The organism is Herbaspirillum aquaticum (genome assembly GCF_002213425.1).
Classification (GTDB): domain Bacteria; phylum Pseudomonadota; class Gammaproteobacteria; order Burkholderiales; family Burkholderiaceae_D; genus Herbaspirillum; species Herbaspirillum aquaticum.
Genome location: NZ_NJGV01000006.1, coordinates 119,312 through 144,924 on the forward strand (window position 1 = coordinate 119,312; position 25,613 = coordinate 144,924).

A 25,613-nucleotide genomic window follows, 5' to 3' on the forward strand; every position below is an offset into this window, starting at 1 on the left:
CATGTCCCTTCCCGATCTTGAAAGCCGCGCCTTCCTGCAAGCGCATGTGGCCGATACGCTGGCCTTTTACGACCGCCATGCCATCGATCCAGAGGGCGGATTCTTCCATTACCTCAAGGACGACGGCAGCGTCTATGAGCGCAGCCATCGGCATCTGGTCAGCGCCACGCGCCTGGTCTTCACGCAATCGATGGCCTACCTGCATACGGCGCAGCCGCGCTACCTGGAGCAGGCGCGCCATGCACTGGCGCACCTGGAGCGCTTCCGCCATCCCGAGGGGCCGCTGGCAGGCCTGTATGCGTGGACCTTGCGTGATGGCCAGATCGAGGATGGCACCGTGATGGCCTATGGCCAGGCCTTCGTGCTGCTGGCCTATGCGCATGCGCACCGTGTCGGGCTGTGCGATGCGCAGCAGGTGGCGCAGGCCTATGAGCGCATGGAGAGCGCCTTCTTCGAGTCAGCGCATCAAGCGTATGCGGACGAGATCACGCCGGCCGGCGAGCTGATCGCCTATCGCGGCCAGAACGCCAACATGCACATGTGCGAAGCCTGCCTGGCGGCGCACGCTGCGACGGGGCGCGCGGTCTACCTGGAGCGGGCGCAACTGCTGATCGAACGTTTCGTCTTCGGCCTTGCGCGGCAATCGCAGGATCTGGTGTGGGAGCATTATCGCCAGGACTGGTCCCTGGATCATGACTACAACCGCGGCAACCGCGACAACATCTTCAAGCCCTGGGGTTTCCAGACCGGGCACCAGACCGAGTGGGCCAAGCTGCTGCTGATCGCCCATCCACAGCAGCCGCGTCCGGCCTATGTGACGCGTGCCGCGCAATTGCAGGATGCAGCGTGGCAGCACGGCTGGGATGCGCTCCACGGTGGCTTGATCTACGGCTTCGATCCGGACCTGCGTCCCTATGACACGGATAAATATTTCTGGGTCCAGGCCGAGTCCTTCGCCAGCGCGTGGCGGCTGTGGCGCGTGACAGGTGAAGCACGTTTCCGCCAGCAGTATCACGCCATCTGGGCGTGGAGCTGGGCGCACCTGGTCGATCACCATCATGGTGCCTGGTTCCGCATCCTGGCGGCCGATGGCAGCAAGCTGGAAGACACCAAGTCCCCCGCCGGCAAGGTCGACTATCACACCATGGGTGCGTGCTGGGATGTGCTGGAGGCGGGTGGCCTGAGCGGTTGAGGAGGCGATCAGGGGATCTTGAGGAATACCTTGTCGTAGATCTTGCGGATCTCCGCCACCGACTCCGGGTCGTGCCATTTCTCCACGATGGCGCGATACGAAGGCTTGGCGCGCTCGGCCAGCAGGACCTTGTTGACCTGTTCCACCACCTGGCGGCCCCATTCATTGTGCGGGCACATCACGCGGTTGAAGACGACTTCATTGGCCTCCTGCATCGGCAGTGCCACCAGTTCGCCGGCATGGCCCATGGCGCGCGCCTGGTCGAAGGCCAGCAGCGGCAGTTCCACCATGTAGTCGAGACGACCGGCCAGCAGCATGCCGATGGCCTCCATTTGTTCGGAATAATTTTCACGTGGCGGATAGGCCGTCAGCAGTTTGTCCACCGTCGGGCTGTAGGAGCGGTCACGCATGACCGATGTGGTCAGCCGCGGGTCTTGCAGCAGGGCCATCAGCGAGGTCCGGTGCTTGAATTCGGCCACGCGATCGCGCCGCACGATGATGCGCAAGGGCAGGAAGATCGACATCGGCAGCGACAGGTAGCCGTAATGCTCACGCTCCGGCGTCTTGAGCATGCCATTGAAGCACCAGTGGCTACCCTTGCGGATCTCGCTGTTGATGCGCGGGAAGGGGGCCTCCAACTCGACGTGCTCGTAGTCCGGCATTTCCTTTTTCAGCACGTTGAGGGTGAGATCGAAGATGCCCTGATGCGCGAATTCGCCGCTGCGAATCATGTAGGGCGGCACATTGTATTTGCCCCAGGTGATCTGGTCGGCGGCCATCGCGATGGGCACCATGGCCGCCATGCTCGCGCAGCACATCAGATGGGCGAGGGGTTTGAGCAAATGACGATGGAGCATGCACGACTTTCTTTTTCAGGTGTGGGCAGCGGATGGCGACGACGGCAACGCCGCTGCCAGCAACACCCGATTGCGGCCCTCGGTCTTGGCTTGATAGAGCGCCCGGTCTGCCGCTTGCAGCAAGGATTCCAGCCGGGCTTCGGGATGGGCGGGAACGCACGAGGCCACACCAGCGCTGATGGTAATACGGCCCAGGGCTGATCCTGCATGCGGCAGGTTCAGCGCATGGATGGCATCGCACATGCGTTGCAGGATCTGCTGGCCGTGGAGGCTGTCGGTCTCGGCAAGGATCACCGCGAATTCTTCGCCGCCATAGCGCGCCACCGTTTCACCGGCGCGGCCGATGGTGTCCTGCAGTGTCTGTGCTACCTGGCGCAGGACCGCATCCCCGGCCACGTGGCCGTAATGATCGTTGTAGGGTTTGAACCAGTCGACGTCGATGAAGGCCACCGTCAGCGGCTTGGCATGCCGCAGGCTGCGCCGCCATTCGAGGTCCAGCGTTTCATCGAAGCTGCGGCGGTTGGCGATGCCGGTGAGGCCATCGGTGAGGCTCAGCGAGCGCAGGCGTTCATTGGCCTGTGCCAGGTCGCGCGTGCGTTCGGCGATGCGCAGCTCCAGCGATTTGTTGAGGGCGCGCAGGGATTCCTTTTCCTGTTCCAGCTGCTCGTAGAGCGCGCGGTTCTGGCGCGACTGCTTGCGCAGGTTGGACAGCATCGCATTGATGGCATCGGCCAGGAAGTGCAGTTCATGGCGGGTGCGGCCGGCCAGGTGGATGCGTTGCGGCATGTTGGGCTGGTCGGGCTGGTTCAGGTCCTGCCCGCGCACAAAGCCGGCCAGGCGCGTCATCGGTTGCCCCAGCCAGCGATTGAAGACGTACAGGAAGATGAACCACAGCACCAGCGTCTTGATGACCGAGTTGATGAGGATGAGCGTGAAGCCATACGCCACCTTGCCAATGACCACGTGGCGGCTGGAATACACCGTCCAGGAACCGATGTCGTGCGTCACGCCGTGTTCATCACGATAGAGAATCGGGAAGCGGTGGCTGGTGGTGGCATTGAAGAAGCCCGGCTTGACCGCGCTGCGCGCGCCCTCCGGCTCGACGTGGATCTGCCGGCCATCGTGATCGATGATATTGCCCAGCGCCATGACCAGCTTGCCTTGCGGGTCCTCGATCTTGACGCCCGTGACCACCGGCAGGTTGCTGATACCGCGCAGGGTGGCCTTTTGCACGTCGCCCTGGAAGCGCCAGGTGGAGCTGGCCAGGCTGGCGCCGAAGGTCTGGTCCATGGCGCGCAATTCATTGTCCACCCCGGATTGCGTGTGCTCATATTCAGCCGCGAGTTGCAGGCAGGTCACGATCAACGTAACGAGAAAGTAACTTCCGAAGATGATGCGCAGCAGGTGGACTGCCAGGGAATGCTTGGAGAGCAAATTCATGTTCTTGCGTGCCGGGGATGCCTTGCTCAGGAGTGCGCGCGATGGCGCAAAGCAGTGCCGATGAGGCATGCAGACATCGTGCCAGCGCGCAGGGTGCGGGCAGCCGATGGCGAGACGCTGCGTGGCGTCAGCCGGCCCTTTGCGGGCAGTGCGGCAACAGCGAAGGCCACGACGGACAGCCCCGCGTAGTCGCGGATGCGCTGCATTGGCATGGCGTGAAACGGCCGCATTGAATTTCCTCCCGCGGATGTGATGTGGGCCATGGGCTGGCCACTTAATTGCTGGTCACGTGCGGGGTAAATTCTAACAGTTAGGTTTTACCGAATTGTTGGCCAATGCTGCTTGAACGTAATTAAGTGTGCGTTCCATGCACACTTTGTTTCTCGTGCGAGGAGAGTTGATGAGGATTGGTAGATTTGTCGTTGCCGGCAGGCATCAAGGGGCTCGACGTCAGTCAAAGTAAAGCGACAGGATGAGGAAGGCCGCGCTCAGCCGTAGCCTGCGAGATGCTGCCGGGCAATCACGAATTCCACCCTGACACCCGGCGCGGGCATGACGAACAATTGCCTTTCCTCCCCGGCATTGGGCGGTGCCACCTGGAACGCGATGGCGCGCTCGGCCAGGCGCAGCAGCAACTGCTCCCATTGCGCGGCACTGTCCACCCGCAACGCCAGGTGATCGATGCGTGCCGCAGATTCGCGCGACTGCACGACCGGTGCGCCCGACGGTGACGGACGTTCGATCAGATGCAGCACAGCCTTGTGACCGAGGTAGAGCCAATGGCCAGCTACCGCGAAGGGCGGCCGGGGGCCGTCCTGCATGCCGGCCACTTCCACGAAGAAATCCCGCAGGCGGCGGCAATCGTTTGCGACGATGGTGATGTGATCGAGTTGCATGGTGCGTTTAGAGCAAACCTCCGCCGTCCACATCCACGATGCTGCCGGTCATGAAACCATTCTGCATCAGCAGCAGATAGGCCTGCGCCAGATCCTCGCTTTGGCCCACGCGGCCCACTGGCAATTTGGCGCCGGCGCGCTCGGCCATGGCCTTGCGGTCGGCCTCGCTCATGTCGCCCCACATGCCTGACTCCACCATACCGGGACTGACCACGTTCACGCGCAGCGGTGCCAGTTCCTTGGCCAGGGTCTTGGCCATGATTTCGGTGGCGGCATTCATGGTGGCCTTCACCAGCGAACCCGGCGCCGCCTTGCGTGCCAGCAGGCCGGAGGTGAAGGTGATGGAGCCATTTGGACGCAGATGGCGCAAGGCCTGCTGGGCCGCGCGCAGCTGACCGAAGAACTTGATGTTGAAGGCCGCGATGGCATCGGCGATCGGCAGGTCCGCCAGCTTTGCTGAACCGATCACCGGCCCGGCCGTGACGACCAGATGGTCGAAGGCACCGATGCCCTCGAAGAACCGGGCCACGGAGGCATCGTCGCTGATGTCGACCTGTGCGGTAGCGATGTGGGCCGGGAAGTCTGCGGGGGCCTTGCGGCGCCCGGCCGCGACGACTTGCGCGCCCTTGGCGGCGGCCTGTTCAGCGACGGCGCGGCCGATACCGCTGAGGCCGCCGATGACGATGATTTTCTGGTCTTGCATGATGAGGCTCCTTGAAGAAACGATCGCTGTTCAGGCCGCGTTCGAGGCGGCCGGTGTGGTGAGCGGCAGCGCCGGATAATCGGTATAGCCGGCCGCACCCCCACCGAAGAGGGTGGCGCCATCGAAGTCGGCCAGGGGCAGGTCTTCGACCAGGCGGCGCGGGAAATCCGGATTGGCGACGAAGGGACGGCCGAAGGCCACCAGGTCGGCATAGCCTTGCTCCAGCACCCATTGCGCACGCGCCTTGTTGTAATTGCCCGCCACGATGATGGGATGGGTGAAGCGCTCGCGCAGTTGTTGGCGGAAGCTCTCGGTGACCACGGGGGCGTCGTCCCAGTCGGCTTCCACCAGATGCAGGTAGGCGATGCCGCGCTGTTGCAGGAAGCTGGCCGCATCCAGGATGGTCGGCAGGATGTCCGGGCAATCCATGCCGCGTGCGGTCAGGAAGGGTGCCAGGCGGATTGCGGTGCGATGCGCGCCGACTTCATCGGCGACGGCATCGATGACTTCCTTGAGGAAGCGCAGGCGGTTTTCACGCGAGCCGCCGTATTCGTCGGTACGCACATTGGAGGTGGTGCGCAGGAACTGGTCGATCAGGTAGCCGTTGGCGCCGTGGATTTCCACGCCATCGAATCCTGCGGCGATGGCATTGCGCGCGGCGCGGCGGAAGTCTTCGACGATGGCCTTGATCTCGGCATGCGCCAGGGCACGCGGGGTGGGGCTGGCGACCATGCCGCCCACGCCGGTGGCCGGATCGACTTTCCAGATCTGTCCTTCGAAGGGCAAGGCCGACGGCGCGACCGGCAAGGCCCCGCCGTGGAAATCCGGATGCGACATCCGGCCCACGTGCCACAGCTGCAGGAAGATGCGTCCCCCTGCATCGTGCACGGCACGGCTGACCAGGCGCCAGCCTTCCACTTGCTCGGCGCTGTAGATGCCGGGAGTAAAGGAGTAGCCCTTGCCCTGCGGCGAGATCTGCGAGGCTTCGGTGATGATGAGGGCCGCTGAGGCACGCTGGGCGTAATGCAGGGCGTTCATTGCATTGGGAACATCGCCCGGCTGCGAACTGCGCGCTCGGGTCATCGGTGCCATCACGATGCGATGGGGAAGGGTGAGCTGGCCTACCGTGAGCGGGGTCAGCAGGGTGGTCGGGGTTGACATGACAGGCTCCATGAATGCGTTGATGGAGGCCATTATGCAAATGCCGACCTCATTTGATAATTGGGCTAGTATTTGAAGGATTATCAAATGGAGCAGAATAATGGCCGCAGACAACCTGGGCGACATTCGCCTCTTCGTGGAAGCCGCTGCCTTGGGCAGCCTCTCAGCTGCGGGCCGCAAGATCGGCCTGTCTCCGGCTGCGGCCAGTGCGCGCCTGGTGAAGCTGGAGGGCGAGCTGAACACGCGCCTGTTCGAACGCACCACGCGCCACTTGCGGCTCACGGCCGAGGGGGCGCTTTACCTGTCGCATTGCCAGCAGGCACTGGCCGCCCTGGACGATGCCCAGGCTGCGTTGCAGGCCGGACGCAGCGTGGTCAGTGGCAAGTTGCGCATTGCGGCCACTTCCGATTTTGGTCGGCATGTACTGCGGGGCTGGCTGGAGGAATTCAACGAGCGCTATCCGCAGATCACGCTGGCGCTGGTGCTGGGGGACTCGATGGCCAACCTGCTGCAGGATGACCTGGATCTGGCGATCCGCTTCGGGGTGCCACCCAGCAGCTCGATGGTGGCCCGGCCGCTGGCGCCGAACCGGCGCGTGTTGTGCGCGGCGCCTTCGTATCTTGCCAAGCGAGGCATGCCGAGGCGCCCGGCCGATCTGCATCGTTTCGAGTGCATCGTGCTGCTCGGCGCGAGCGGGCTGGCCAATGAGTGGCGCTTTGAACGCGAGGGGGAGGTGCAGACCTATACCGTGCCGGCGGCGACTTCGCGTGAAACCAATGACGGGGAACTGGCCCGCCAGTGGGCGCTGGAAGGGCAAGGGATCGTGATGAAGTCGGTGTGGGATGTTGCCGAAGACCTGCGTGCGGGACGGCTCAAATTGCTGATGCCGAAATGGCGCATGGCGGATGCGCCGGTGCATGCCTTGTATCAGCGCACGCGGTATATGGCGCCGCGGGTGAGGGCGGTGCTGGATTTTCTTGTTGAGAGATTTGAGGCGGAGGGGAGCAGGATGGCGGGATTGTTGAAATGAAGTGCTGAAATGAATTGCTGAAGCGAACAGCCGTTCCTTTGGAGGCGGCTGTTCATGTGGCTTCGTTGGTTCCCTTACTTTGGTTGCAGCTGCTCGTGAAACTTCCCACGCGGTCCGCACGGCTGTCTAAATGGGTTACTTATCCCATCCAAAGATGCGTCGATGAGCCTCGAGATATTTGTGATTCCCAGGCTTTAGCGGAAGCGTGATTTCATGATGAATATATAATGCGCGAGCATCTTGTGTGGAAAGGTGCGAGCTAATGAGGATGTTTCCGCTCGGACTAAAGCTGATCAGTCCCTTGTCGAACAGACGATCAATATGGGCTGCAAATAGGAAGCCATTCAAGGGGTCTAACTTTTCCTCATCCGAAGAGATCGCCCAGGGTTTGACGTGGCTGGCAATGAGTAGATCCTGATGAGTCACGCCAGTGATTGGGCAACTACGCCATAAGTTAAGTAAATCTTTTCTAAAGCGACCTTGTCCGATGCGTGCTTCTCTCAGCGCTTGTTTGGTCGTCGGAGAAGGCGGTCGAGTCTTAGAGAAAGTTGGTGAATGAAAGTCGGTCGAAGCACTAGCGACAGATTCTTCTTGGTCACCAGCCAAATGCAATAAATCGATGCCAGCATCTGTAGGCAACGATGCCATGTAGCCCTGGAAGATACTGCCGATCTTTGTGACGATGCGTGGAATACAGCGGTCGTTATACCGTTCAGCGAAGGTTTCAAGCAGGTAGCCCTCGATGCTGATGGCGGGCTCTAGTTTGAAAAGCTGCACATCGACTCGTCGCCCCTTCGCGTCCCATCCCTTAAAGACGCGAGTGGCGGGTTGATCTGCCTCGTAGGCATCCGATTTAGCCACAGCGATGTAAGTGATCCTTCTGTCTACGTTGCAGAAGATCACATCCCCTGCTCGCACCGTGGCGACTACATCCCAATGACCAAAACGCGTCGTGCGAATTACGCCATCTGCCTCTTCTTTTTGGCTGTGTAGCGGTGCCCAAAGGAAATTCCCATCGACGACTTCTTTATGCGATAGCCCAATATTGACCCAGAAAAAATTCAAGCCTTCCCCCGTGTTTTTCCCATTTTTATCGAGAATATTCGAGGTCTAGGGATTTGGGGAAGGAATTCCTGCGTTTAATAGGCTGACTAAGTGAAGAAACGCGCCCAAAACAAAAAACCCGCCCTTCTTTCGAAGAGGCGGGTTTTTCGGACGGCGCCGCATACGCATGATTGCACATGCAGCGACGGGTATCTGGTGGTGATAGGTGGACTTGAACCACCGACCCCAGCATTATGAGTGCTGTGCTCTAACCAGCTGAGCTATATCACCAGGAGGCAAGCACGAGACTATAGAGGTCTGATCGCCTTCTGTCAATACTTTTTCCGCATTTCTTTCTTTATTTTATCCACAGCCCCCGGCAGCTCATCCGGCGCGCCGTTCCGCCAAGGCCTGCTGCACCCGCGCCAGCACCTCGGCCGTCGCCTCCAGGCGGTTGCAGTCGATGCTGATGCGCTCCGGCATGGACCGCAGCCAGGTCAGCTGGCGCTTGGCCAGCTGGCGCGTGGCTGCAATGCCCTTTTCGCGCAGGGCGGTGGCATCGATGCTGCCGTCCAGGTATTCCCACATCTGGCGATAGCCCACACAACGCATCGACGGCAGGCCCAGGTGCAGGTCGCCACGCGCGCGCAAGGCGGCGACTTCTCGCTCCAGCGCGCCACCGCGCAGCATCAGGTCAAAGCGCAGCGCAATGCGCTCATGCAGCACCGCGCGATCAGCCGGTTCCAGCGCCAGCGGCAGCATCTCAAAAGGCAACGGCTCAGGCGGCTTCTGCGCCAACAGGGACGACATCGGCTGCCCCGTCAGCAAGCTGATCTCCAGCGCACGCTGGATGCGCTGGCTGTCGGTCGGTTTCAGGCGCGCAGCCGTGACCGGGTCCAGCGTCGCCAGGCGCGCATGCATGGCCGGCATGCCGATCCGTGCCGCCTCCTCATCCAGTTGCGCACGCAAGGCCGGATCGGCCTGCGGCAGCTCATCGAGCCCATCGCGCAGTACCTTGAAATACAGCATCGTGCCGCCCACCAGCAACGGCAGCTTGCCGCGCGCTGCAATCTCCAGCGTGAGCCGCAGCGCATCCTGCCGGAATTGCATGGCCGAGTAGGCTTCGGTCGGGTCGATGATGTCGATAAGGTGGTGCGGTACGGCCGCCAGCTCTTCCGGGCTGGGCTTGGCGGTGCCGATGTCCATCTCGCGATAGACCAGGGCCGAATCGACGGAAATGATTTCGCAGGGCAGGTGGCGGGCGATCTCCAGCGCGGCAGCGGTCTTGCCAGACGCGGTGGGGCCCATGATGGCCACGGCCAAAGGCAGGCGCTGGGTCATCAGGGGCTCCTTACTGGCCACGCAGGAAAAGCTTGTCCAGATCCGACAAGCCCATCTGCGTCCAGGTGGGACGGCCATGGTTGCACTGGTCGGAACGTTCGGTGGCTTCCATCTGGCGCAGCAGCGCGTTCATTTCCGGCAGCGTCAGGCTGCGATTGGCGCGCACGGCCGTGTGGCAGGCCAGGGTGCCGAGCAGTTCGTTGCGGCGCTCCAGCAAGACACGGGAGCCGCCATACTCGCGCACGTCGCGCAGGACGTCGCGTGCCAGGGTCTGGGCGTCGGCGTTCTTCAGCAGCGCCGGGACGGCCCGCACGGCCAGCGTGGTGGGGGACATCACGGCGATATCGAAGCCCAGTGCCGACAGCGTTTCCTGATGTTCTTCCACCGTGCCCACTTCCACCGGATCGGCATAGAAGGTGACCGGGATCAGCAGCGGCTGCACGAACATCTCGTTGCCATCGAGCGCCGTCTTCAGTTGTTCGTAGAGGATGCGTTCATGTGCCGCGTGCATGTCCACCACCACCAGGCCCGCTTTGTTCTGGGCCAGCACGTAGATGCCGTGCAATTGCGCCAGTGCAAAGCCCAGCGGGAAGTCGCCCTCGGGCAGCGCTGCAGCGGGCTGCGCGGAGGACGGGAAGGCAGCGCTGTTGACGCCGGCTGTGGATGCACCACCCTGCGCAGCCGGTTCGCTGCGGAACATGTTGCCGTAGGCCGCACGATCCTGGCGTACGCCGAAGCCGCCGTTGCCGGCAAAGGAGAAGGGGCGCGGCTGTTCGGCAAACTGGGCCGAGAAACTCTGCTGTGTCTGTTCGCGCATCCAGGGCAGCGGGGCATTCGGGCTACTGGCGGGAGCGGGCGCACCCTCGGCACTCTCGCTCTGTTGCTGCGGCAGATTGCCGAAGGACACGGCTGAGGTCTGCGCCAGCGCGCGCGATACCGCATGGAAGACGAACTGGTGCACCGCGCGGCTGTCGCGGAAGCGCACTTCGATCTTGGAGGGATGCACGTTCACATCCACCAGCGCCGGGTCCAGCGTGAGCGAGAGCGCATAGGCTGGATAACGGTCGCCATGCAGCACATCCTGGTAGGCGGCACGTACGGCGTGGGTGAGCAGCTTGTCACGGACGAAGCGGCCGTTGACGTAGAAGTACTGGCCATCGGCGCGCGCCTTGGAGGCCGTGGGCAGGCCCACGAAACCGTGCAGGCGCAGCGGACCGGCACTCTCGTCGAGCGGCAGGCGGGCATTGGCGAAGTCGTCGCCGAGGATATGGGCGCTGCGCTTGGCGAACTCGCCCACGTTCCAGTGATCGACCGTCTTGCCGTTGTGCGAGAGCGAAAAACTGACATCCGGACGCGCCAGCGCAATGCGTCGCACGACTTCGGCGCAATGGCCGTATTCGGTCTGTTCGGACTTGAGGAATTTGCGCCGCGCCGGCGTGTTGAAATACAGGTCCTGTACATCGATGGTGGTGCCCTGTGCGCCTGAGGCCGGGGCCACGGTACCGAATTGGGAGCCGGTGATTTCCCAGGCGTGCGGGGCATCGGCGGTGCGGCTTGTGACCGTCAGCTGGGCCACCGAGGCAATCGAGGCCAGCGCTTCACCACGGAAACCGAGGGTGGAGACATTCTCCAGGTCGGTCAGCGAGGCGATCTTGGAAGTCGCATGACGGGCCAGCGCCAGCGGCAATTGCTCCGGTGGAATGCCGCGTCCGTTGTCCGTGATGGCGATGCGCTTGACGCCGCCTTGCTCCAGGCGCACGGTGATTTGGGTGGAGCCGGCATCGAGCGCGTTCTCCAGCAATTCCTTGACCACGGCCGACGGACGTTCGATCACCTCGCCAGCGGCAATCTGCGAGATCAGTTGATCGGGCAGGGCCTGGATGGGGCGAGGGGAGGGGGCGGCAGCCGGTTCGGAAGCGGGGGAAGAGTGCGGTACGTTCATGGCGGGATTATACCTGCCGGCGCCGCAGGCCGGAGGCGGCTTCGTGCGTGCTTGCAGTATCAGGTTTTACTGCCGGGCAATCCGGGGGGCGCCACGCAGGAAATTCCGAAAACGATATAAATGATTTAACAGATTTACACGCGGAAGGTGCTCACCGCTGCCGCCAGGCGTTCGGCCTGCTGCTGCAATGACTGTGCTGCAGCGGCGGCCTGCTCCACCAGGGCCGCGTTCTGCTGGGTACTCTCATCCATCTGGGCGATGGCCCGATTGATCTGGTCGATCCCCTCGCTCTGCTCACGGCTGGCGGTGGTGATTTCGCTGATGACGGTGGAGACGCGCTGCACGCTGGCCACCACGTCATTCATGGTGTTGCCGGCCTGGGAAACCAGTTGGCCGCCGCCGGCCACGGTTTGCACCGAGGCGTCGATCAGTTCCTTGATCTCCTTGGCGGCCGAGGCGCTGCGCTGGGCCAGCGTGCGCACTTCGGTGGCCACCACTGCAAAGCCGCGTCCCTGCTCACCGGCGCGGGCCGCTTCCACTGCCGCGTTCAAGGCCAGGATATTGGTCTGGAAGGCGATGCCGTCGATCACGCTGATGATGTCGACGATGCGCTGCGAGGAGCTGTTGATGGCATCCATGGTCTGCACCACCTGGCCGACCACGTCACCGCCGTGGCTGGCGACTTCGGAGGCGGAACCGGCCAGTTCATCGGCTTGCACCGCGTTGGCGGCGTTTTGCTTCACGGTCGAGGTCAGCTCTTCCATGGCCGAGGCGGTTTCTTCCAGGGCGCCGGCCTGTTGCTCGGTGCGGGAAGAAAGATTCAGGTTGCCGGCTGCGATCTCGCTGGCGGCGGTGTTAATTTCTTCAGTACCGGCGCGCACGCTGGAAACCACTTCCGACAGGCCCATGCTGATGCCGTTGAAGGCCGTCATCAGGCGACCGATTTCGTCGCTGCTGTGCACGTGCAGGCGGGTGGTGAGGTCGCCGCCGGCGATGCGGTCGGCGGCATCGCACACCGCATCCAGCGGACGGGTAATCATGCGGTTGATCATCACCGTCAGGATCGCGCCCAGCACCGCCAGGAACAGCAGGCCCAGGCCGATGTAGAGGTTGCGCATCGAGTTGACTTCGCGGGTGATCTCATCGACCGCCGCTTCGCCCACGATGACCCAGTTCCACGGTGCGTAGTGGGTGAAGACCGCGATCTTCTGGCGGCCATCGCTGCCGGCGTAGCGCAGCTGGCCTTCCTTCTGCTGCACCAGGGTCTTGATGTAGGTGTCGCCGCTGGCATCCTTGGCCTCGATCAGGTTGCCGCCTTCTTCCTTGCCTTCGCGCGGGGCGCCGGCAATCATCACGCCCTGGTCCTTGCCTTCACGGCCGTTGAGCGCGTAGAAGTTGCCGGTCTCGGCGATCTTGAGCGACTTGATCTGGTCCTTCAGGGCTTTCACGTCTGCCGAGATGTCGATGCCCACGTAGAGCGCGGCGATGATCTGGCCGGCGTCATTCTTGATGGGCACGTACTTGGTGATGTATTGCTTGCCGAACAGCGTGGCCAGGCCGCTGTAGGACTTGTCGGACTTCAGGGCCGCATAGCCGGGGTGGGCGCGGTCCAGCAGGGTACCGACGGCGCGTTCGCCGTTTTCTTTCTTGACGGAAGTTGACACGCGCACGAAGTCGTCGCCGGTCTTGGCGAAGATGGTCGCGGTCACGCCCGTGCGTGCAGTGAAGCGGTCGGGGATGGAGAAATCCAGGTTCAGTTCGCGGCCGTCGTTGGACAGTACCGGCGTGGCGCGGTCGCCGATCTGCACGGTGCGGCTGTCATCCAGCGTGAGCTTGCCGAATTCCTTGTCGAACATGGTGGAGAAGCGGTCCACCTGGCTGTTCACGGAACGGTCGAAGATCCCGACCATGTTGGCCACGCCGCGCGCATCGTTGCCCATCTGTTCGATCGAGCGCGATTCCACCATGCGCGAGGCGGAGTAAGTGATCAGCAGCAATGCGATCACGAAGACGATGCCCACCAGGGCCACCGTCATGGCAGTCAGTTTTGCACCCACCGAACGGTGGAAAAGCGATGCGCCGCGCGCACCAGACAAGTCATTAGCCATGGCTGTTGTTGTTCTTGAAGAATAAGGGTGTGGAAATGCCAATACCGGAAAAAACCATCCAGGGACCGACGGCGGTTGCTGCTTGCGCATTCAAATCGCCATCGCTTGCCCTCCTTGTTTCCAGCGTCCGGAAAGTCCTGAAGCACTGAGCTTGCCTACCGCCGGCCTGCAGGCCAGGGGGGGCGGTGCTCTACAGCGAATTGCCGATACGGCAACGCAATATGGTCGCAAACGTCAAGGGCCGCCTTGGAAGGAGGTCCAACTTGAGCGCTGCAATCACGGTACTTGCGGGGGAGGTCGTCAGTATATCGTCAGCGTATTGCGCTGAATCAAAATACTTCGAATGTTTGCGCTCACATCTAACTGTGCTGTTGTTTTTCCAGCGGGAAAGTGCTTTTTTGGCATGGGATTCCCGGTCTCCACGGCCTCTGCGCTTTCCCGGCGCGCAAGTCTCCTACGCCCTCAATACTCCTCCATACTCCTCGATACTCATTGATGAGTATTGATGCTCACTGATACTCATCAATGCTCGTCAATGCTCCTTACTCCACGGGCGCGGCGCTGCGATACTCCCGCACCCAGTGTTCCAGTTGATCGGCCGACATCGGCCGCGAAAAATAATAGCCCTGCGCGACGTCGCAGCCCTGGCTGATCAGCAGGCGGTATTGGTCGGCATCTTCCACGCCTTCTGCCACCACGGTCAGCTTCAAGCTCTCGCCGATGCGGATGACGGCATTGGTCAATGCACTCACGGCCTCGTCCTTGGCCATGTCGCGCACGAAGCTCTGGTCCAGCTTGAGTTCGGAGACCGGCAGCTTGCGCAGGTAGCCCAGGCTGGAATAGCCGGTGCCGAAGTCATCCATGGCCAGCGGAATGCCCAGGGCATGCACGGCGGCGATGGTCTGGTTGGTGCTGGGATTGGTATCCATGAGCACGGTCTCGGTGATTTCCAGGGTGAGGTCGGTGGGTGCCAGGCTGTATCGGCGCAGCAGTCCGGTGACGAATTGCGGCAGTTCCAGGTCATGGAAATTGGTGGCCGACAGGTTCACCGAGACCGACGGCACCTGGATCCCGCGCCGGCGCCAGTCGGCCAGCTGGAAGCAGGCCTCTTCCAGCGCCCATTTGCCCAGTTCGCCAATCAGGCCGCATTCCTCGGCAATCGGGATGAAGCGGCCCGGCGAGACCTGCCCCATCTGCGGATCGTGCCAGCGAGCCAGCGCTTCCACGCCATGCAGGCTGTGGTCGTGCAGGTTGATCTGCGGCTGGAAATGCAGCTCGAAACTGCCGCCCCGCAAGGCGTCGCGCAGCGCGCTTTCCAGGGCCAGGCGTTCCTGGGCGAGGCTGTTCATCTCCTCGCTGAAGAAGCTGAAACGCCCCCGGTTGACTGCCTTGGCCTGGTACATGGCGATGTCGGCACGATGCAGCAGGGTCTCGATGTCGTGGCCGTTGTCCGGGAAGATGGCCACACCGATGCTGGCCGACGGATTCAGGGGCGTGCCATTGATGTGGCAGGGCATGGCCAGGCGTTCCTGGATGCGCTTGACCACTTCGCCCAGGTGTCCGGTGTCGTATTGGGTCAGCACCACCACGAATTCGTCGCCCGAGAGCCGGCCCACGATGTCCGAACGGCGGGCCTGTGACTGCAGCCGGGTGGCCACCGTGCGCAGCAGTTCGTCACCGGCCTGGTGGCCCAGCGAATCGTTGACCTGCTTGAAGCGATCCAGGTCGATGAACATCACCGCCACCGTGTTGCGATTGCGCTCGGCCGCCGCAATGGCCTGCCCGGCCTGCACCAGCAGCAGGCTGCGATTGGGCAGGCCGGTCAGCGAATCATAGAAGGCCAGTTGATGAATGCGCGCGCGCGAGGCTTCACGCTCGATGGCCAGCGCGCACAGGTGCAGGCCGGCATCGACCAGCAGGTGGTGGAAGGCGCTGGGCGGGCGCGGCTGGCGATAGTAGAAACCGAAGGTGCCGATGACCTTGCCGTCGGCCGACTTGATCGGGGTCGACCAGCAGGCATGCAGGCCGTGGCTCAAGGCCAGTTCCTTGTAGTCGGCCCAATGCGGATCGGTGGCGATGTCCTCCGAGACCACGCTCTGGCCGGTATAGGCGGCGCTGCCGCAGGAGCCTACCAGCGGGCCGATCTGTATGCCCTCGATGGCGCGCGTGTAGGCTTCCGGCAGGCTGGGCGCGGCCAGGGTGTGCAGGCGGCCCTGTTCGTCCACGCGCAGCACCGAGGCAATCACCTCGGGCGCAACCCGCTCCACTTCTTCGCACAGCAGGTTCATCTGCTCGCCCAGCGACGAGTCGCGCGCCATGGCATTGAGCACCCGGTACTGCAATACCTCGTGGACCTTGGTGTTGGTGATGTCGGTCATCACGCAGACCGCATTGATGAGCTTACCCACAGGGTCAAGGATGGGATTGACCACCGCCGAAATCCACACCGGCTGCTCGTGCAGGTCGTAGATCAGTTCCTCGGTGTGGAAGCTGTGTCCCTGCAGCAGTTCGCCATGGCAGCGCTCGATCGACTTGACGAAGGTAGGGTGGCTGGCAAACAGTTCGCGCGGCAGCTTGCCGATGGTCTGCTGGCTCTGGAAGCCCAGCATGCGGGTGAAACCGGTGTTGTGGAAGACGATGCGGTTCTGCTCATCGGTGATGAGCACCGCGTTGTCGGTCTCGTTGATGCCCAGCGAGAGCAGGTGCAGGTGTTCGCGGTCGCTCTTCTCGCGGGTGACGCGGTAAGTGACGTCATTGCCGATGCAGATTACCCGCTCGGCTTTTCCTTGCTGGTTGAGCAGGGGCGAGTAGGTGGCTTCCCACCAGATGGTGCGGCCGCTGCGGGTACGGCGCGGGAAGCGTCCCGAGAAGAAGCGGCCATTGCAGACATCGCGCCAGAAGGCCGCGTATTCCTCGCTATCGGCGTAATCGTCCGAGCACAGGGTGCTGTGCGGCTGGCCGACCAGGTCCTCGGCGATGTATTCCATGGTCTTGAGGTAATTGCGGTTGGCCGCCAGGATCTTGCCGTCGGGCGAGAGTTCGACCACCCCGAGCGAGCGGTTCAGGGCGCTCAGCACATTGTTGCTGTGGCGCGAATCGTCGATATGGGAGCTGATGTCGGCGGCTACCGAAATCACCTTCCGCAACTGGCCAGCGGCATCGAGGATGGGGCTGCAGAGCGCTTCCAGCCAGACGATGGTGCCGTCCATGCGGCGCCGCTGCAGGGTGCCGGAGATCACCTCGCCCTGGCGCAGGTGCTGCCAGAAGCGCTGGTAGTCCTCGGTCTCGATATACATCGGGTCACACAGCATGCGGTGATGCTGGCCCACGACCTCCGGGCGCTGGTAGCCCAGCATGGCAAGGAAATTGTCGTTGGCATCGAGGATGGTGCCGTCGGCGGCGAATTCGAGGATGGCCATGGAACGCCACAAGGCGCCCAGCAGCGCCTCGCGTTCGTCCTCGCGCAGGCGCTGGAAATCGCCCTGCACCCCGTGCGGCTGCGACGAGTGATCGAACTGGCCCACGAATGACTCCTGGCTCCCCATACAGCGCCCCCTCTGGCCGGTAATGACGCCTGGCGCGTCTTGCCTCATGCAGTGCGGAGTTGCGATTGCCCGGGTTCCCCGTTTGTCCCCGGTTGCTTCCCTGTTGCCAGGCCCAGCCTCAAAACCGCCAGATTGCCTGCCTTGCGGCGTGCAGCCCCGGCCCGGGAAGGCGCATGACCTGCCTCATCATGCATATCTGGCACGGGAAGACTGAATGAACCTGACTTTGATCATATGCCAAATCCTTTCGGTTGTGCGTTCTGGTGCATCCCCTACGGGCCCGCAGCAACAGGCTTGCGAGCTTGTGTGAGGATCCCGGCGCAGCATGTTTCTCCCGAGGATTTTATCGACCGTCCGCAAGGCTTCTTGAGTCCGGCGGGGGTGAGTGTTGTATGATGCCTGCGCAGGTGCGCAAGCGAGCGTTGCCTGCACGATGTTTCCTGACCGGCATTGCACATGGGAAATATCCGGCCGTGCGGCGATGGGAAGCCCCGGCCTTGATGAATCACCAACGATTGGGCTTTATGGATTATCTGCAGTTGCTGGACGTGCTGGTGCACGTGGACAAATACCTGGGTGTCCTGATCGAGCAGTACGGCACGCTCATCTATGCGGTGTTGTTCCTGATCGTTTTCTGTGAAACGGGGCTGGTGGTCCTGCCTTTCCTGCCGGGGGATTCGCTGCTGTTCATCGCCGGCGCCTTCTGTGCCATGGGCGCCATGGACATCTGGTTGCTGATGGGCCTGCTGGTGGTGGCGGCGGTGGCCGGCAACACCCTCAATTACTGGATCGGCGGCTGGGTCGGACAGCGTGTCTACACCCACAACTACCGCTGGCTCAATCCCGAAGCCTTGCGCAAGACCCACAGCTTCTACGAGAAACACGGTGGCAAGACCATCGTGATCGCCCGCTTCACCCCCATCGTGCGCACCTTTGCGCCCTTCATCGCCGGCGTGTCGGCCATGAGTTTCGCCCGCTTCCAGCTGTTCAACGTGCTGGGCGCCTTCCTCTGGGTAGTCGGCCTGGTGGTGCTGGGCTACCTGTTCGGCAATATCCCGCTGGTGCGGGAGAACCTCAATACCCTGGTCCTGATCGGCCTGGTCGGTGCCGTGATCCCCATCGTGCTGGGCGCGCTGTGGCAGGTGTGGCGCAAGCTGCGCAGCAAGCGCAAGGTCAGCAACGCCTGACCTGCGCGTCCCGCGCGGGACGCACCCGACAAAAAACCCGGCCTGCGACAGCAGTACCGGGTTTTTTGTTGTCCGTCGGCCAGGGCAGGGCCGCGTTTCAGGTCAGGCGATTCTTGGCCAGCGGCGGGTTCTTGGCGAAGTAATTGCGGATGCCGGTCAGGATGGCATCGGCCATCTGCTCCTGGTAGCGCTCGTCGGTGAGCTTGGCTTCTTCTTCCGGATTGGAGATGAAGGCGGTCTCGATCAGGATGCTGGGGATGTCCGGCGCCTTCAACACGGCAAAGCCGGCCTGCTCCACCGCGCCCTTGTGCAGCTTGTTGATGCCACCGATTTCCTTCAGCACCGCATTGCCCACGCGCAGGCTGTCGTTGATCTGCGCCGTGGTCGACAGGTCCAGCAGGACGCTGGCCAGCTGCCGGTCATGGGTCTTGATGTTGACCCCGCCGATCAGGTCGGCCGAGTTTTCCTTGTTGGCCAGCCAGCGTGCGGCGGTGGAGCTGGCGCCCTTTTCCGACAGGGCGAACACCGAGGAGCCGCGTGCGGTCGGCTGCACGAAGGCATCCGCATGGATCGACACGAACAGGTCGGCCTGCACCTTGCGCGCCTTGACCACGCGCTGGCCCAGGGGGACGAAGAAGTCGGCGTCACGGGTGAGCATGACGCGCATGTTGGGGTATTGCTCGATCTTGCGTTTGAGGCGCTTGGCGATGGACAGCACCACATCTTTCTCGCGGTTGCCGCGCGCGCCGGTGGCGCCCGGGTCTTCGCCGCCGTGACCGGGGTCCAGCGCGATGGTGATCATGCGGGTCAGCTGCATGCGCGGTTCGTCCGGCACCACCTTGGGGTTGCGCTCGGTCTTGTCTTCCGGCTGAGGCTTGATCTCGGCCAGCGGGGCCGGATCGGGTTTGGGCGGAGCGACCGGGGCCTGCGCCAGCGGCGGGGTGGCCGGGTTTTCCTTGTTCCACTCGCCCTTCTGGATGAGGGCGGCGATCGGATCCTGCGGCGCGGCCGGGTACAGGTCGATGACGAAGCGGTATTTGTATTCGCCCACTGGGGCCAGGGTGAAGACCTGCGGCTTGATCTCATCCTTGAGATCAAACACCAGGCGCACGACGCTGGGCCGGTTCTGGCCCACGCGCACCTGCTTGATGTAGGGATCGTTGGGCTGGATCTTGGCGACCAGGTCCTTCAGGGTGCTATTGAGGTCGATGCCCTCGATGTCCACCACCAGGCGCTCCGGGTTCTTGACCACGAAGTGGGTGACCTTGAGGTCGCTGTCGTTTTCCAGCGTGACGCGGGTGTAGTCCTCGGACGGCCAGACACGCACGGCCAGGATTTGCGAAGCCAGGGCGGGCAGGGGAGTGACGACGGAGACGAACAGCGCGCCGCCGGCTTTGATGATGGTGCGGCGGGTTTTGGACTTCACAGGTTGGGAGCGAATTTCAGTCGAGCGAGGCATTGATGACCCTTGTCGGACAACGCACGCAATTCTACATCACGACCGTCCCCTGCAAGCGACAGGTTGACGTGTATGTCCGGTGGCGGCAACACCGGATCGCCCTTTTCAGGCCATTCGACGATACAGACGGAGTTTTCGTTGAAATGTTCACGAAAACCGGCATCGAGGAATTCTTCCGGGCTGGCCATGCGGTACAGATCGAAGTGGATGACTGTTACCATGCGGCCTGCGAAGGAAACTTCATAAGGCTCCGCCAGCGTGTAAGTCGGGCTCTTGACCCGCCCCTGGTAGCCCGCCGCATGCAGCAGGGCGCGGGTGAGCGCGGTTTTGCCGGCCCCGAGGTCGCCGTGCAGGTAGATCGCCAGGCCGGGAGCCAGCACCTGCGCCAGGTCGGCGCCCAGGCGGGCGGTGGCGGCTTCGTCGGGCAGGTGGAGGTGGAGTCGCTGCATGCTCATGCTGTTCTGGGTCATCCGGGATGGTTCGTTACAAGGTTCTAGTCTGAAGGTTCAAGCGCTCATGTCCATTCACCCCACGCCAGCCGATCCGGCCGGGAGCACTGCCATCGCCGATCCCGCCGGTCTGGCGGCGCTGGCGGCCGCCATCAAGGCCTGGGGCCGGGAACTGGGGTTCGCCGAGGTGCGCATCGCCGATGTCGACCTGTCGCACCGCGAGGCGGGCTTCCAAGCCTGGCTGGACAAGGGTTACCACGGCGAGATGGATTATATGGCAAGCCACGGCCTGAAACGGGCACGGCCGGCCGAACTGGTGCCCGGCACGGTGCGCGTGGTGAGCGTGCGCATGCCCTACCTGCCGGCCGCCGCTGACCCGGATCAGCCCGACCAGCCCGACTGGCGCGCCCGCGAAGAGGCGCGCAGCGCCGATCCGGCCGCCGCCCAGGTCTCGATCTATGCGCGCGGACGCGATTACCACAAGGTCCTGCGCGCCCGCCTGCAGCAGCTGGCCACCCGCATCGAAGGCCGCATCGGCGCCTTCGGCTACCGCGTCTTCACTGATTCGGCCCCGGTCATGGAAGTGGCCCTGGCTGAAAAGGCCGGACTGGGCTGGCGCGGCAAGCATACGCTGCTGCTGCATCGTGAGGCTGGCTCGATGTTCTTCCTGGGCGAGATGCTGACCGACCTGCCGCTGCCGGTGGACGAACCGGTCAGCTCGCACTGTGGCCAGTGCAGCGCCTGCATCACGGCCTGCCCGACCGGGGCCATCGTTGCCCCTTATGAACTGGATGCGCGACGCTGCATTTCCTATCTCACCATCGAGCTCAAGGGCAGCATCCCGGAAGACCTGCGCCCGCTGATCGGCAACCGCATCTATGGCTGCGACGACTGCCAGCTTTACTGCCCGTGGAACAAGTTCGCCCAGCGTGCCAGCCTGCCGGACTTCGATCCGCGCCATGGCCTCGACAGCGCGAGCCTGGTCGAGCTGTTCGGCTGGAGTGAAGAGGTCTTCCTGAAGAACACCGAAGGCAGCGCCATCCGCCGCATCGGCCATGAACGCTGGCTGCGCAACCTGGCCGTCGGGCTGGGCAATGCCGCCGATACCCCTTCACACCGGGGCGATGCCGCCATCGTGGCGGCCTTGCGGGGGCGTCTGGATCATCCGTCAGCGCTGGTGGCCGAGCATGTGGCCTGGGCGCTGGCCCGTCATGGAGTCCATGGAGTCGCGGGAGCAGATGGAGTAGAGTGACCCCTCCCAACAAGGAGGAGACACCCATGCCCAGACTGACCCGCGCCCTGCTGGCCGGCGCACTGGCCGCGAGCCTGCCGCTGGCGGCCAGTGCCCAGCCCGCATCGAGCGAAAAGATCGCCATCCCCGGCCTGCAGCAGCGCGCCGAGATCCTCATCGACCGCTGGGGCGTGCCCCACATCTATGCCGCCAGCGAGCGCGATGCCTTCTTCATGCAGGGCTTCAATGCCGCGCGTGACCGCCTGTTCCAGATCGACCTGTGGCGCCGGCGCGGACTGGGCCAGCTCTCCGAAGTGTTCGGTCCCGCTTACCTGGCCCAGGATCGTGCGACCCGGCTGTTCCTCTACCGTGGCGACATGCGGCGCGAATGGGCCGCCTATGGTCCCGGTGCGGAAAGCGTGGCGCAGGCGTTCGTGGAAGGCATCAATGCCTATATCGATTACGTCTCCCTGCATCAGGAAAAACTGCCTTATGAATTCCGCCAGCTGGGCTATCTCCCCGCCAAATGGCAGGCTGAGGATGTGGTGCGCATCCGCAGTCACGGTCTCACACGCAACCTGCAAAGCGAAGTGGCGCGCGCCAAGGTGGCGTGCGCGGCCGACCTGAAATCCGATGAAATCCGCTCCGGCCTGACGCCGCCCTGGACCGCCGGGATGCCCGAGGGCCTGGACCCCTGCCTGCCGAAGGACCTGCTGCAGGTCTTCACGCTGGCCACGCAGGGCGTGCGGATTACCAAGGAGAGCCTGAACGCCGCCATCACGGCAGGCGACCCCCAGCTGGTGCGCATCGAGCCGGCCGCCAATCCGGAAGAGACCATGGAGGGCAGCAACAACTGGGTCATTGCCCCGTCGAAATCGGCCACCGGCCGCGCCATCATGGCCAACGATCCGCATCGCGCCTATTCGGCCCCGTCGCTGCGCTACATTGCGCACCTGAGCGCACCAGGGATGAACGTCATCGGTGCCGGCGAACCGGCGCTGCCGGGCATTTCCATCGGCCACAACGGCAGCATCGCCTTCGGCTTGACCATCTTCAACATCGACCAGGAAGACCTCTACGTCTACCAGCTCAATCCCGACAATCCGCAGCAATACCGCTATCAGGGCCAGTGGGAATCGATGCGCGTGCTGCATGAACCGGTGCGCATCAAGAACGGCGCGCCCGCCGTGGCCGATCTGAGTTTCACGCGCCATGGTCCGGTGATCTACGTCGATCAGGCTAAACACCTGGCCTACGCGGTACGGTCGGGCTGGCTGGAGCCAGGCATGTCGCCTTACTTCGGCAGCATCGCCTACATGCGCACGCGCAATTTCAGGGACTTCAAGCAATCCATGCTGAACTGGGGCGCGCCGACCGAGAACCAGGTCTATGCCGACACCAAGGGCAACATCGGCTGGGTGCCGGGCGGGCTGGCACCGAAGCGGCCCAACTGGGACGGGCTGTTGCCGGTGCCCGGTGACGGGCGATATGAATGGTCCGGCTTCTGGCGCGGTGACCAGTTGCCCTCGTCCTACAATCCGGCGCAGGGCTGGTTTGCCTCCGCGAACCAGATGAATCTTCCTGCCGATTACCCTTACCGGGAGCGCAAGCTCGGTTTCGAGTGGACCAACAACTCGCGCTTCACCCGCATCAGCGAAGTGCTGGGCAGCTTGCCCAAAGTCTCGCTGCAGGATTCCATGCGGCTGCAGAACGATGACCTGGCCATCCCCGCACGCCGCCTGGCCGCCTTGCTCAAGCCCTTGTCCTCGGATGACGCCAACGCCGGTGCTGCGCTGACCATGCTGGGCCAGTGGGATTATGTCGAACGCAGCGAGTCGGCCCAGCCGGCGCTGTACGAAGTCTGGCTCTCGCGCCATCTCGGCAAGGCCTTCAAGGAAGCCGTGCTGCCCAAGACCGCTGCCGATGCCATGGGGGCTCCCGATACGGCAGTGCTGCTCGATACGCTGGAAAACCCGGTACCCGCCTTTGGCACCGACGCTCGACAGGCCCGTGCCCGGCGCGATCAGGTGCTGCTCTCCAGCCTCGGTGCTGCCTGGGCCGAACTGGTCAAACTGCAAGGCGCTGATCCGTCGCAGTGGCAATGGGGCAAGCTGCACCACAACCTGATGGCGCATCCCTTGGCCGACGTGGTGGATGAGGCGACCCGCAAGAAGCTCAACGTCGGCCCCATGCCCAAGCACGGCGGTGCTTATACGCCCAACCAGTCGACCTATCGCGTCAATGATTTTCGCCAGACCAACGGACCCTCCTTCCGCGTGGTGGTGGATGTGGGCCGCTGGGACAATTCCTGGGCCGTCAATGCCCCGGGCCAGTCGGGTGACCCCGACAGTCCGCACTATCGCGACCTGGCCGACAAGTGGTTGAAGGGTGAGTATTTCCCGCTGCTGTATTCACGCGGGGCCATCGAGAAAGTCACCGAGCACCGCATCGTCGCGCAGCCGGTGCGCTGAGCCGCTGAGCTGCAGGGCTGGCCTGGTGCGTCGTGATCAATGCACCAGCGCCAGCCAGAGCGGGATGGTCAATGCCGAGAGCAGGGTCCCGAATGAAATGAGGAAGGCCGTGAAGGGCCCGTTGCCACCCATGCGCGCAGCCAGGATGTAGGCGCTGGAAGCCGTGGGCAAGCTGCAGAACAGCACCACGATGCGCCACTGCAGCGGTGGCAGTTGCAGCAGCATGCCGATCAGGTAAGCGGCCAGCGGCACCGCAACGAGCTTGATGACGATGAACCAGGCCACCACCGGCTTGCTCTCTTTCAAGCCCGACAAGCGCAGTCCGGCCCCGACCATCAGCAGGCCCAGCGCAATGGAGGCCGCGCCCAGTCGCGAGAGCACCACGCTGGCCACTTCCGGCAACTGCAGCCCCAGTGCAGAAAACGTCAACCCGCCAGCAGTGGCCACCAGCAAGGGATTGCGGGCCAGCTCGCGCAGCAGGTTGCTATTTTTTGCCGCCAGCGCATGGACGGCCGCGATATTGCACAGGGGGACGCCAAAGCCCAGCAGGATGGCCATCAGGCCGGCGCCTTCTTCGCCCGCCATTCGGGTAGCCAGTGCCAGGGCGATATAGGAATTGAAGCGAAAGGCGCATTGCATGCCCGACTCGTAGGTCATGGGCGTGGCGCGCAGCAAGGGTTTGCCCAGCCAGGTCAGCGCGATGCCCACCAGCAGTGCCGCAACGCCCGTCTGCACCATGCCGCCGGTGACCGAGAGATCGACCTTCAGGCGCGCCGTCGAATAGAACAGCAACGCAGGGAAGAGGATGAAATAGACCAGCTTTTCCATGCCGGCCCAGAATTCTTCGCCCCAGTTGGAAATGCGATGGATCAGCAAGCCCAGCGCAATGAGGCTGAAGTCCGGCAGCAGGAGGTTGAGGATCTCCACGTGCTTACTTCAGCAGGCGCGCCAGTTCGACGGCAGTCTTGACGTTCATCTTGTCGAAGATGTGGGCGCGATGGACTTCCACGGTGCGCATGCTGATGCCCAGTTCATCGGCGATGACCTTGTTCATCTTGCCGGCCAGGATCAGGTCCAGCACTTCGCGCTCGCGCGCGGAGAGCGCCGCCAGGCGGCTCTGCACGGCATCCTCGGCACCGCCCGCACGCGAGACCTCCAGTGCTTCCAGCACGCGGTCCATCAACTGGTTGTCGTTGAAGGGCTTCTCGAAGAAATCGAAGGCACCGTTCTTCAACATGTCCACCGCCATCGGCACATCGCCATGACCGGTGAGGAAGATCACCGGACGCCGGTGCAGCAGGCCCTTGGTCTTGAGTTCATTGAACAGCGCCACGCCGCTGGTGCCGGGCATGCGCACATCCAGCAGCAGGCATTCGCCTTCGGCATCGATGCCCGTAGCATGGGCCAGCGCGGCCAGCACGGCGGCGCCACTTTCATAGCCGATGGCGGCGATGTTGCGCGAGCGCGCCAGCCAGGTCAGCGAATCGCGGATGATTTCTTCGTCGTCGACTATGTGCAGCATCGGTATGCGGGGCGGGAATCCAGTGTGGGAGGGGC

At 63.2% G+C, this 25,613-nt stretch carries 19 protein-coding genes and 1 tRNA gene; 5 read left to right on the forward strand and 15 right to left on the reverse strand.

The features are described 5' to 3' along the window. Nucleotide 1: 1 nt before the first annotated feature. Nucleotides 2-1,192 (forward strand): AGE family epimerase/isomerase, encoded by a 1,191-nt coding sequence (locus CEJ45_RS08050; protein WP_088754643.1) that lies wholly within the window; start codon nucleotides 2-4, stop codon nucleotides 1,190-1,192. A gap of 8 nt (nucleotides 1,193-1,200) precedes the next feature. Here the strand turns inward: CEJ45_RS08050 and CEJ45_RS08055 are convergent, their stop codons facing one another. The 5 genes from CEJ45_RS08055 to CEJ45_RS08080 all read right to left on the reverse strand — a co-directional run bounded on the left by CEJ45_RS08055 (nucleotide 1,201) and on the right by CEJ45_RS08080 (nucleotide 6,249). Then, the gene (locus CEJ45_RS08055; protein WP_370516361.1) at nucleotides 1,201-2,010 is read right to left on the reverse strand and encodes a TIGR02285 family protein; all 810 of its coding nucleotides are present in this window, start codon (nucleotides 2,008-2,010) and stop codon (nucleotides 1,201-1,203) included. A gap of 54 nt (nucleotides 2,011-2,064) precedes the next feature. Then, the gene (locus CEJ45_RS08060; RefSeq protein WP_088754645.1) at nucleotides 2,065-3,489 is read right to left on the reverse strand and encodes a GGDEF domain-containing protein; all 1,425 of its coding nucleotides are present in this window, start codon (nucleotides 3,487-3,489) and stop codon (nucleotides 2,065-2,067) included. Nucleotides 3,490-3,977: 488 nt separating this feature from the next. Then, nucleotides 3,978-4,385, reverse strand: coding sequence for a VOC family protein (locus CEJ45_RS08070; RefSeq protein WP_088754647.1), 408 nt, complete (start codon nucleotides 4,383-4,385; stop codon nucleotides 3,978-3,980). A gap of 7 nt (nucleotides 4,386-4,392) precedes the next feature. Next, nucleotides 4,393-5,088 (reverse strand): SDR family oxidoreductase, encoded by a 696-nt coding sequence (locus CEJ45_RS08075; RefSeq protein ID WP_088754648.1) that lies wholly within the window; start codon nucleotides 5,086-5,088, stop codon nucleotides 4,393-4,395. 30 nt (nucleotides 5,089-5,118) lie between these two features. Beyond that, nucleotides 5,119-6,249 (reverse strand): alkene reductase, encoded by a 1,131-nt coding sequence (locus CEJ45_RS08080; RefSeq protein WP_088754790.1) that lies wholly within the window; start codon nucleotides 6,247-6,249, stop codon nucleotides 5,119-5,121. A 100-nt stretch (nucleotides 6,250-6,349) separates the two neighbouring features. Between CEJ45_RS08080 and CEJ45_RS08085 the strand changes: the two genes are divergently transcribed. Then, nucleotides 6,350-7,279: a LysR family transcriptional regulator gene (locus CEJ45_RS08085; RefSeq protein WP_088754649.1), complete on the forward strand. Its 930-nt coding sequence runs from the start codon at nucleotides 6,350-6,352 to the stop codon at nucleotides 7,277-7,279. A 135-nt stretch (nucleotides 7,280-7,414) separates the two neighbouring features. Here CEJ45_RS08085 and CEJ45_RS08090 read toward each other — a convergent pair whose 3' ends face one another. From CEJ45_RS08090 to CEJ45_RS08115, 6 genes are all read right to left on the reverse strand, one after another. Further along, nucleotides 7,415-8,344, reverse strand: a complete 930-nt coding sequence (locus CEJ45_RS08090) for an HNH endonuclease (protein WP_141106967.1) — start codon at nucleotides 8,342-8,344, stop codon at nucleotides 7,415-7,417. A gap of 193 nt (nucleotides 8,345-8,537) precedes the next feature. After that, nucleotides 8,538-8,614: transfer RNA gene (locus CEJ45_RS08095), tRNA-Met, on the reverse strand. A 93-nt stretch (nucleotides 8,615-8,707) separates the two neighbouring features. Then, nucleotides 8,708-9,664: a tRNA (adenosine(37)-N6)-dimethylallyltransferase MiaA gene (gene miaA / locus CEJ45_RS08100; protein WP_088754651.1), complete on the reverse strand. Its 957-nt coding sequence runs from the start codon at nucleotides 9,662-9,664 to the stop codon at nucleotides 8,708-8,710. A gap of 10 nt (nucleotides 9,665-9,674) precedes the next feature. Next, the gene (gene mutL, locus CEJ45_RS08105; protein ID WP_167386288.1) at nucleotides 9,675-11,606 is read right to left on the reverse strand and encodes a DNA mismatch repair endonuclease MutL; all 1,932 of its coding nucleotides are present in this window, start codon (nucleotides 11,604-11,606) and stop codon (nucleotides 9,675-9,677) included. A gap of 134 nt (nucleotides 11,607-11,740) precedes the next feature. Beyond that, nucleotides 11,741-13,714, reverse strand: a complete 1,974-nt coding sequence (locus CEJ45_RS08110; RefSeq protein ID WP_088754653.1) for a methyl-accepting chemotaxis protein — start codon at nucleotides 13,712-13,714, stop codon at nucleotides 11,741-11,743. A gap of 542 nt (nucleotides 13,715-14,256) precedes the next feature. Next, nucleotides 14,257-17,259: a sensor domain-containing protein gene (locus CEJ45_RS08115; RefSeq protein ID WP_088754654.1), complete on the reverse strand. Its 3,003-nt coding sequence runs from the start codon at nucleotides 17,257-17,259 to the stop codon at nucleotides 14,257-14,259. A 524-nt stretch (nucleotides 17,260-17,783) separates the two neighbouring features. Here CEJ45_RS08115 and CEJ45_RS08120 point away from each other — a divergent pair. After that, nucleotides 17,784-18,446 (forward strand): VTT domain-containing protein, encoded by a 663-nt coding sequence (locus CEJ45_RS08120; protein WP_088754655.1) that lies wholly within the window; start codon nucleotides 17,784-17,786, stop codon nucleotides 18,444-18,446. A 97-nt stretch (nucleotides 18,447-18,543) separates the two neighbouring features. On the opposite strand, the gene CEJ45_RS08125 is transcribed toward CEJ45_RS08120, so the two are convergent. Next, complete coding sequence (locus CEJ45_RS08125) at nucleotides 18,544-19,905, reverse strand: N-acetylmuramoyl-L-alanine amidase (RefSeq protein ID WP_088754656.1); 1,362 nt, start codon at nucleotides 19,903-19,905, stop codon at nucleotides 18,544-18,546. After that, complete coding sequence (gene tsaE, locus CEJ45_RS08130) at nucleotides 19,869-20,354, reverse strand: tRNA (adenosine(37)-N6)-threonylcarbamoyltransferase complex ATPase subunit type 1 TsaE (RefSeq protein ID WP_039790104.1); 486 nt, start codon at nucleotides 20,352-20,354, stop codon at nucleotides 19,869-19,871. The genes CEJ45_RS08125 and tsaE overlap by 37 nt, the downstream gene beginning before the upstream one ends. Nucleotides 20,355-20,421: 67 nt before the next feature. Between tsaE and queG the strand changes: the two genes are divergently transcribed. Together queG and CEJ45_RS08140 are read left to right on the forward strand one after the other, a co-directional pair. Beyond that, nucleotides 20,422-21,606, forward strand: a complete 1,185-nt coding sequence (queG, locus tag CEJ45_RS08135; protein ID WP_088754657.1) for a tRNA epoxyqueuosine(34) reductase QueG — start codon at nucleotides 20,422-20,424, stop codon at nucleotides 21,604-21,606. A gap of 26 nt (nucleotides 21,607-21,632) precedes the next feature. Beyond that, nucleotides 21,633-24,056: a penicillin acylase family protein gene (locus tag CEJ45_RS08140; RefSeq protein ID WP_088754658.1), complete on the forward strand. Its 2,424-nt coding sequence runs from the start codon at nucleotides 21,633-21,635 to the stop codon at nucleotides 24,054-24,056. A 36-nt stretch (nucleotides 24,057-24,092) separates the two neighbouring features. Here the strand turns inward: CEJ45_RS08140 and CEJ45_RS08145 are convergent, their stop codons facing one another. Together CEJ45_RS08145 and CEJ45_RS08150 are read right to left on the reverse strand one after the other, a co-directional pair. Beyond that, nucleotides 24,093-24,983, reverse strand: a complete 891-nt coding sequence (locus CEJ45_RS08145) for an AEC family transporter (RefSeq protein ID WP_088754659.1) — start codon at nucleotides 24,981-24,983, stop codon at nucleotides 24,093-24,095. 4 nt (nucleotides 24,984-24,987) lie between these two features. Beyond that, complete coding sequence (locus CEJ45_RS08150) at nucleotides 24,988-25,578, reverse strand: response regulator transcription factor (RefSeq protein ID WP_088754660.1); 591 nt, start codon at nucleotides 25,576-25,578, stop codon at nucleotides 24,988-24,990. Nucleotides 25,579-25,613 lie beyond the last annotated feature (35 nt).

Excerpts from the sequence above, each read along its gene's own strand:
- CEJ45_RS08050 (WP_088754643.1), top strand. The coding sequence starts at position 2 with ATGTCCCTTCCCGATCTTGAAAGCCGCGCCTTCCTGCAAGCGCATGTG.
- CEJ45_RS08055 (WP_370516361.1), bottom strand. The coding sequence starts at position 2,010 with ATGTGCTGCGCGAGCATGGCGGCCATGGTGCCCATCGCGATGGCCGCC.
- CEJ45_RS08060 (WP_088754645.1), bottom strand. The coding sequence starts at position 3,489 with ATGAATTTGCTCTCCAAGCATTCCCTGGCAGTCCACCTGCTGCGCATC.
- CEJ45_RS08070 (WP_088754647.1), bottom strand. The coding sequence starts at position 4,385 with ATGCAACTCGATCACATCACCATCGTCGCAAACGATTGCCGCCGCCTG.
- CEJ45_RS08075 (WP_088754648.1), bottom strand. The coding sequence starts at position 5,088 with ATGCAAGACCAGAAAATCATCGTCATCGGCGGCCTCAGCGGTATCGGC.
- CEJ45_RS08080 (WP_088754790.1), bottom strand. The coding sequence starts at position 6,249 with ATGTCAACCCCGACCACCCTGCTGACCCCGCTCACGGTAGGCCAGCTC.
- CEJ45_RS08085 (WP_088754649.1), top strand. The coding sequence starts at position 6,350 with ATGGCCGCAGACAACCTGGGCGACATTCGCCTCTTCGTGGAAGCCGCT.
- miaA (WP_088754651.1), bottom strand. The coding sequence starts at position 9,664 with ATGACCCAGCGCCTGCCTTTGGCCGTGGCCATCATGGGCCCCACCGCG.
- mutL (WP_167386288.1), bottom strand. The coding sequence starts at position 11,606 with ATGAACGTACCGCACTCTTCCCCCGCTTCCGAACCGGCTGCCGCCCCC.
- CEJ45_RS08110 (WP_088754653.1), bottom strand. The coding sequence starts at position 13,714 with ATGGCTAATGACTTGTCTGGTGCGCGCGGCGCATCGCTTTTCCACCGT.
- CEJ45_RS08115 (WP_088754654.1), bottom strand. The coding sequence starts at position 17,259 with ATGGGGAGCCAGGAGTCATTCGTGGGCCAGTTCGATCACTCGTCGCAG.
- CEJ45_RS08120 (WP_088754655.1), top strand. The coding sequence starts at position 17,784 with ATGGATTATCTGCAGTTGCTGGACGTGCTGGTGCACGTGGACAAATAC.
- CEJ45_RS08125 (WP_088754656.1), bottom strand. The coding sequence starts at position 19,905 with ATGCCTCGCTCGACTGAAATTCGCTCCCAACCTGTGAAGTCCAAAACC.
- tsaE (WP_039790104.1), bottom strand. The coding sequence starts at position 20,354 with ATGCAGCGACTCCACCTCCACCTGCCCGACGAAGCCGCCACCGCCCGC.
- queG (WP_088754657.1), top strand. The coding sequence starts at position 20,422 with ATGTCCATTCACCCCACGCCAGCCGATCCGGCCGGGAGCACTGCCATC.
- CEJ45_RS08140 (WP_088754658.1), top strand. The coding sequence starts at position 21,633 with ATGCCCAGACTGACCCGCGCCCTGCTGGCCGGCGCACTGGCCGCGAGC.
- CEJ45_RS08150 (WP_088754660.1), bottom strand. The coding sequence starts at position 25,578 with ATGCTGCACATAGTCGACGACGAAGAAATCATCCGCGATTCGCTGACC.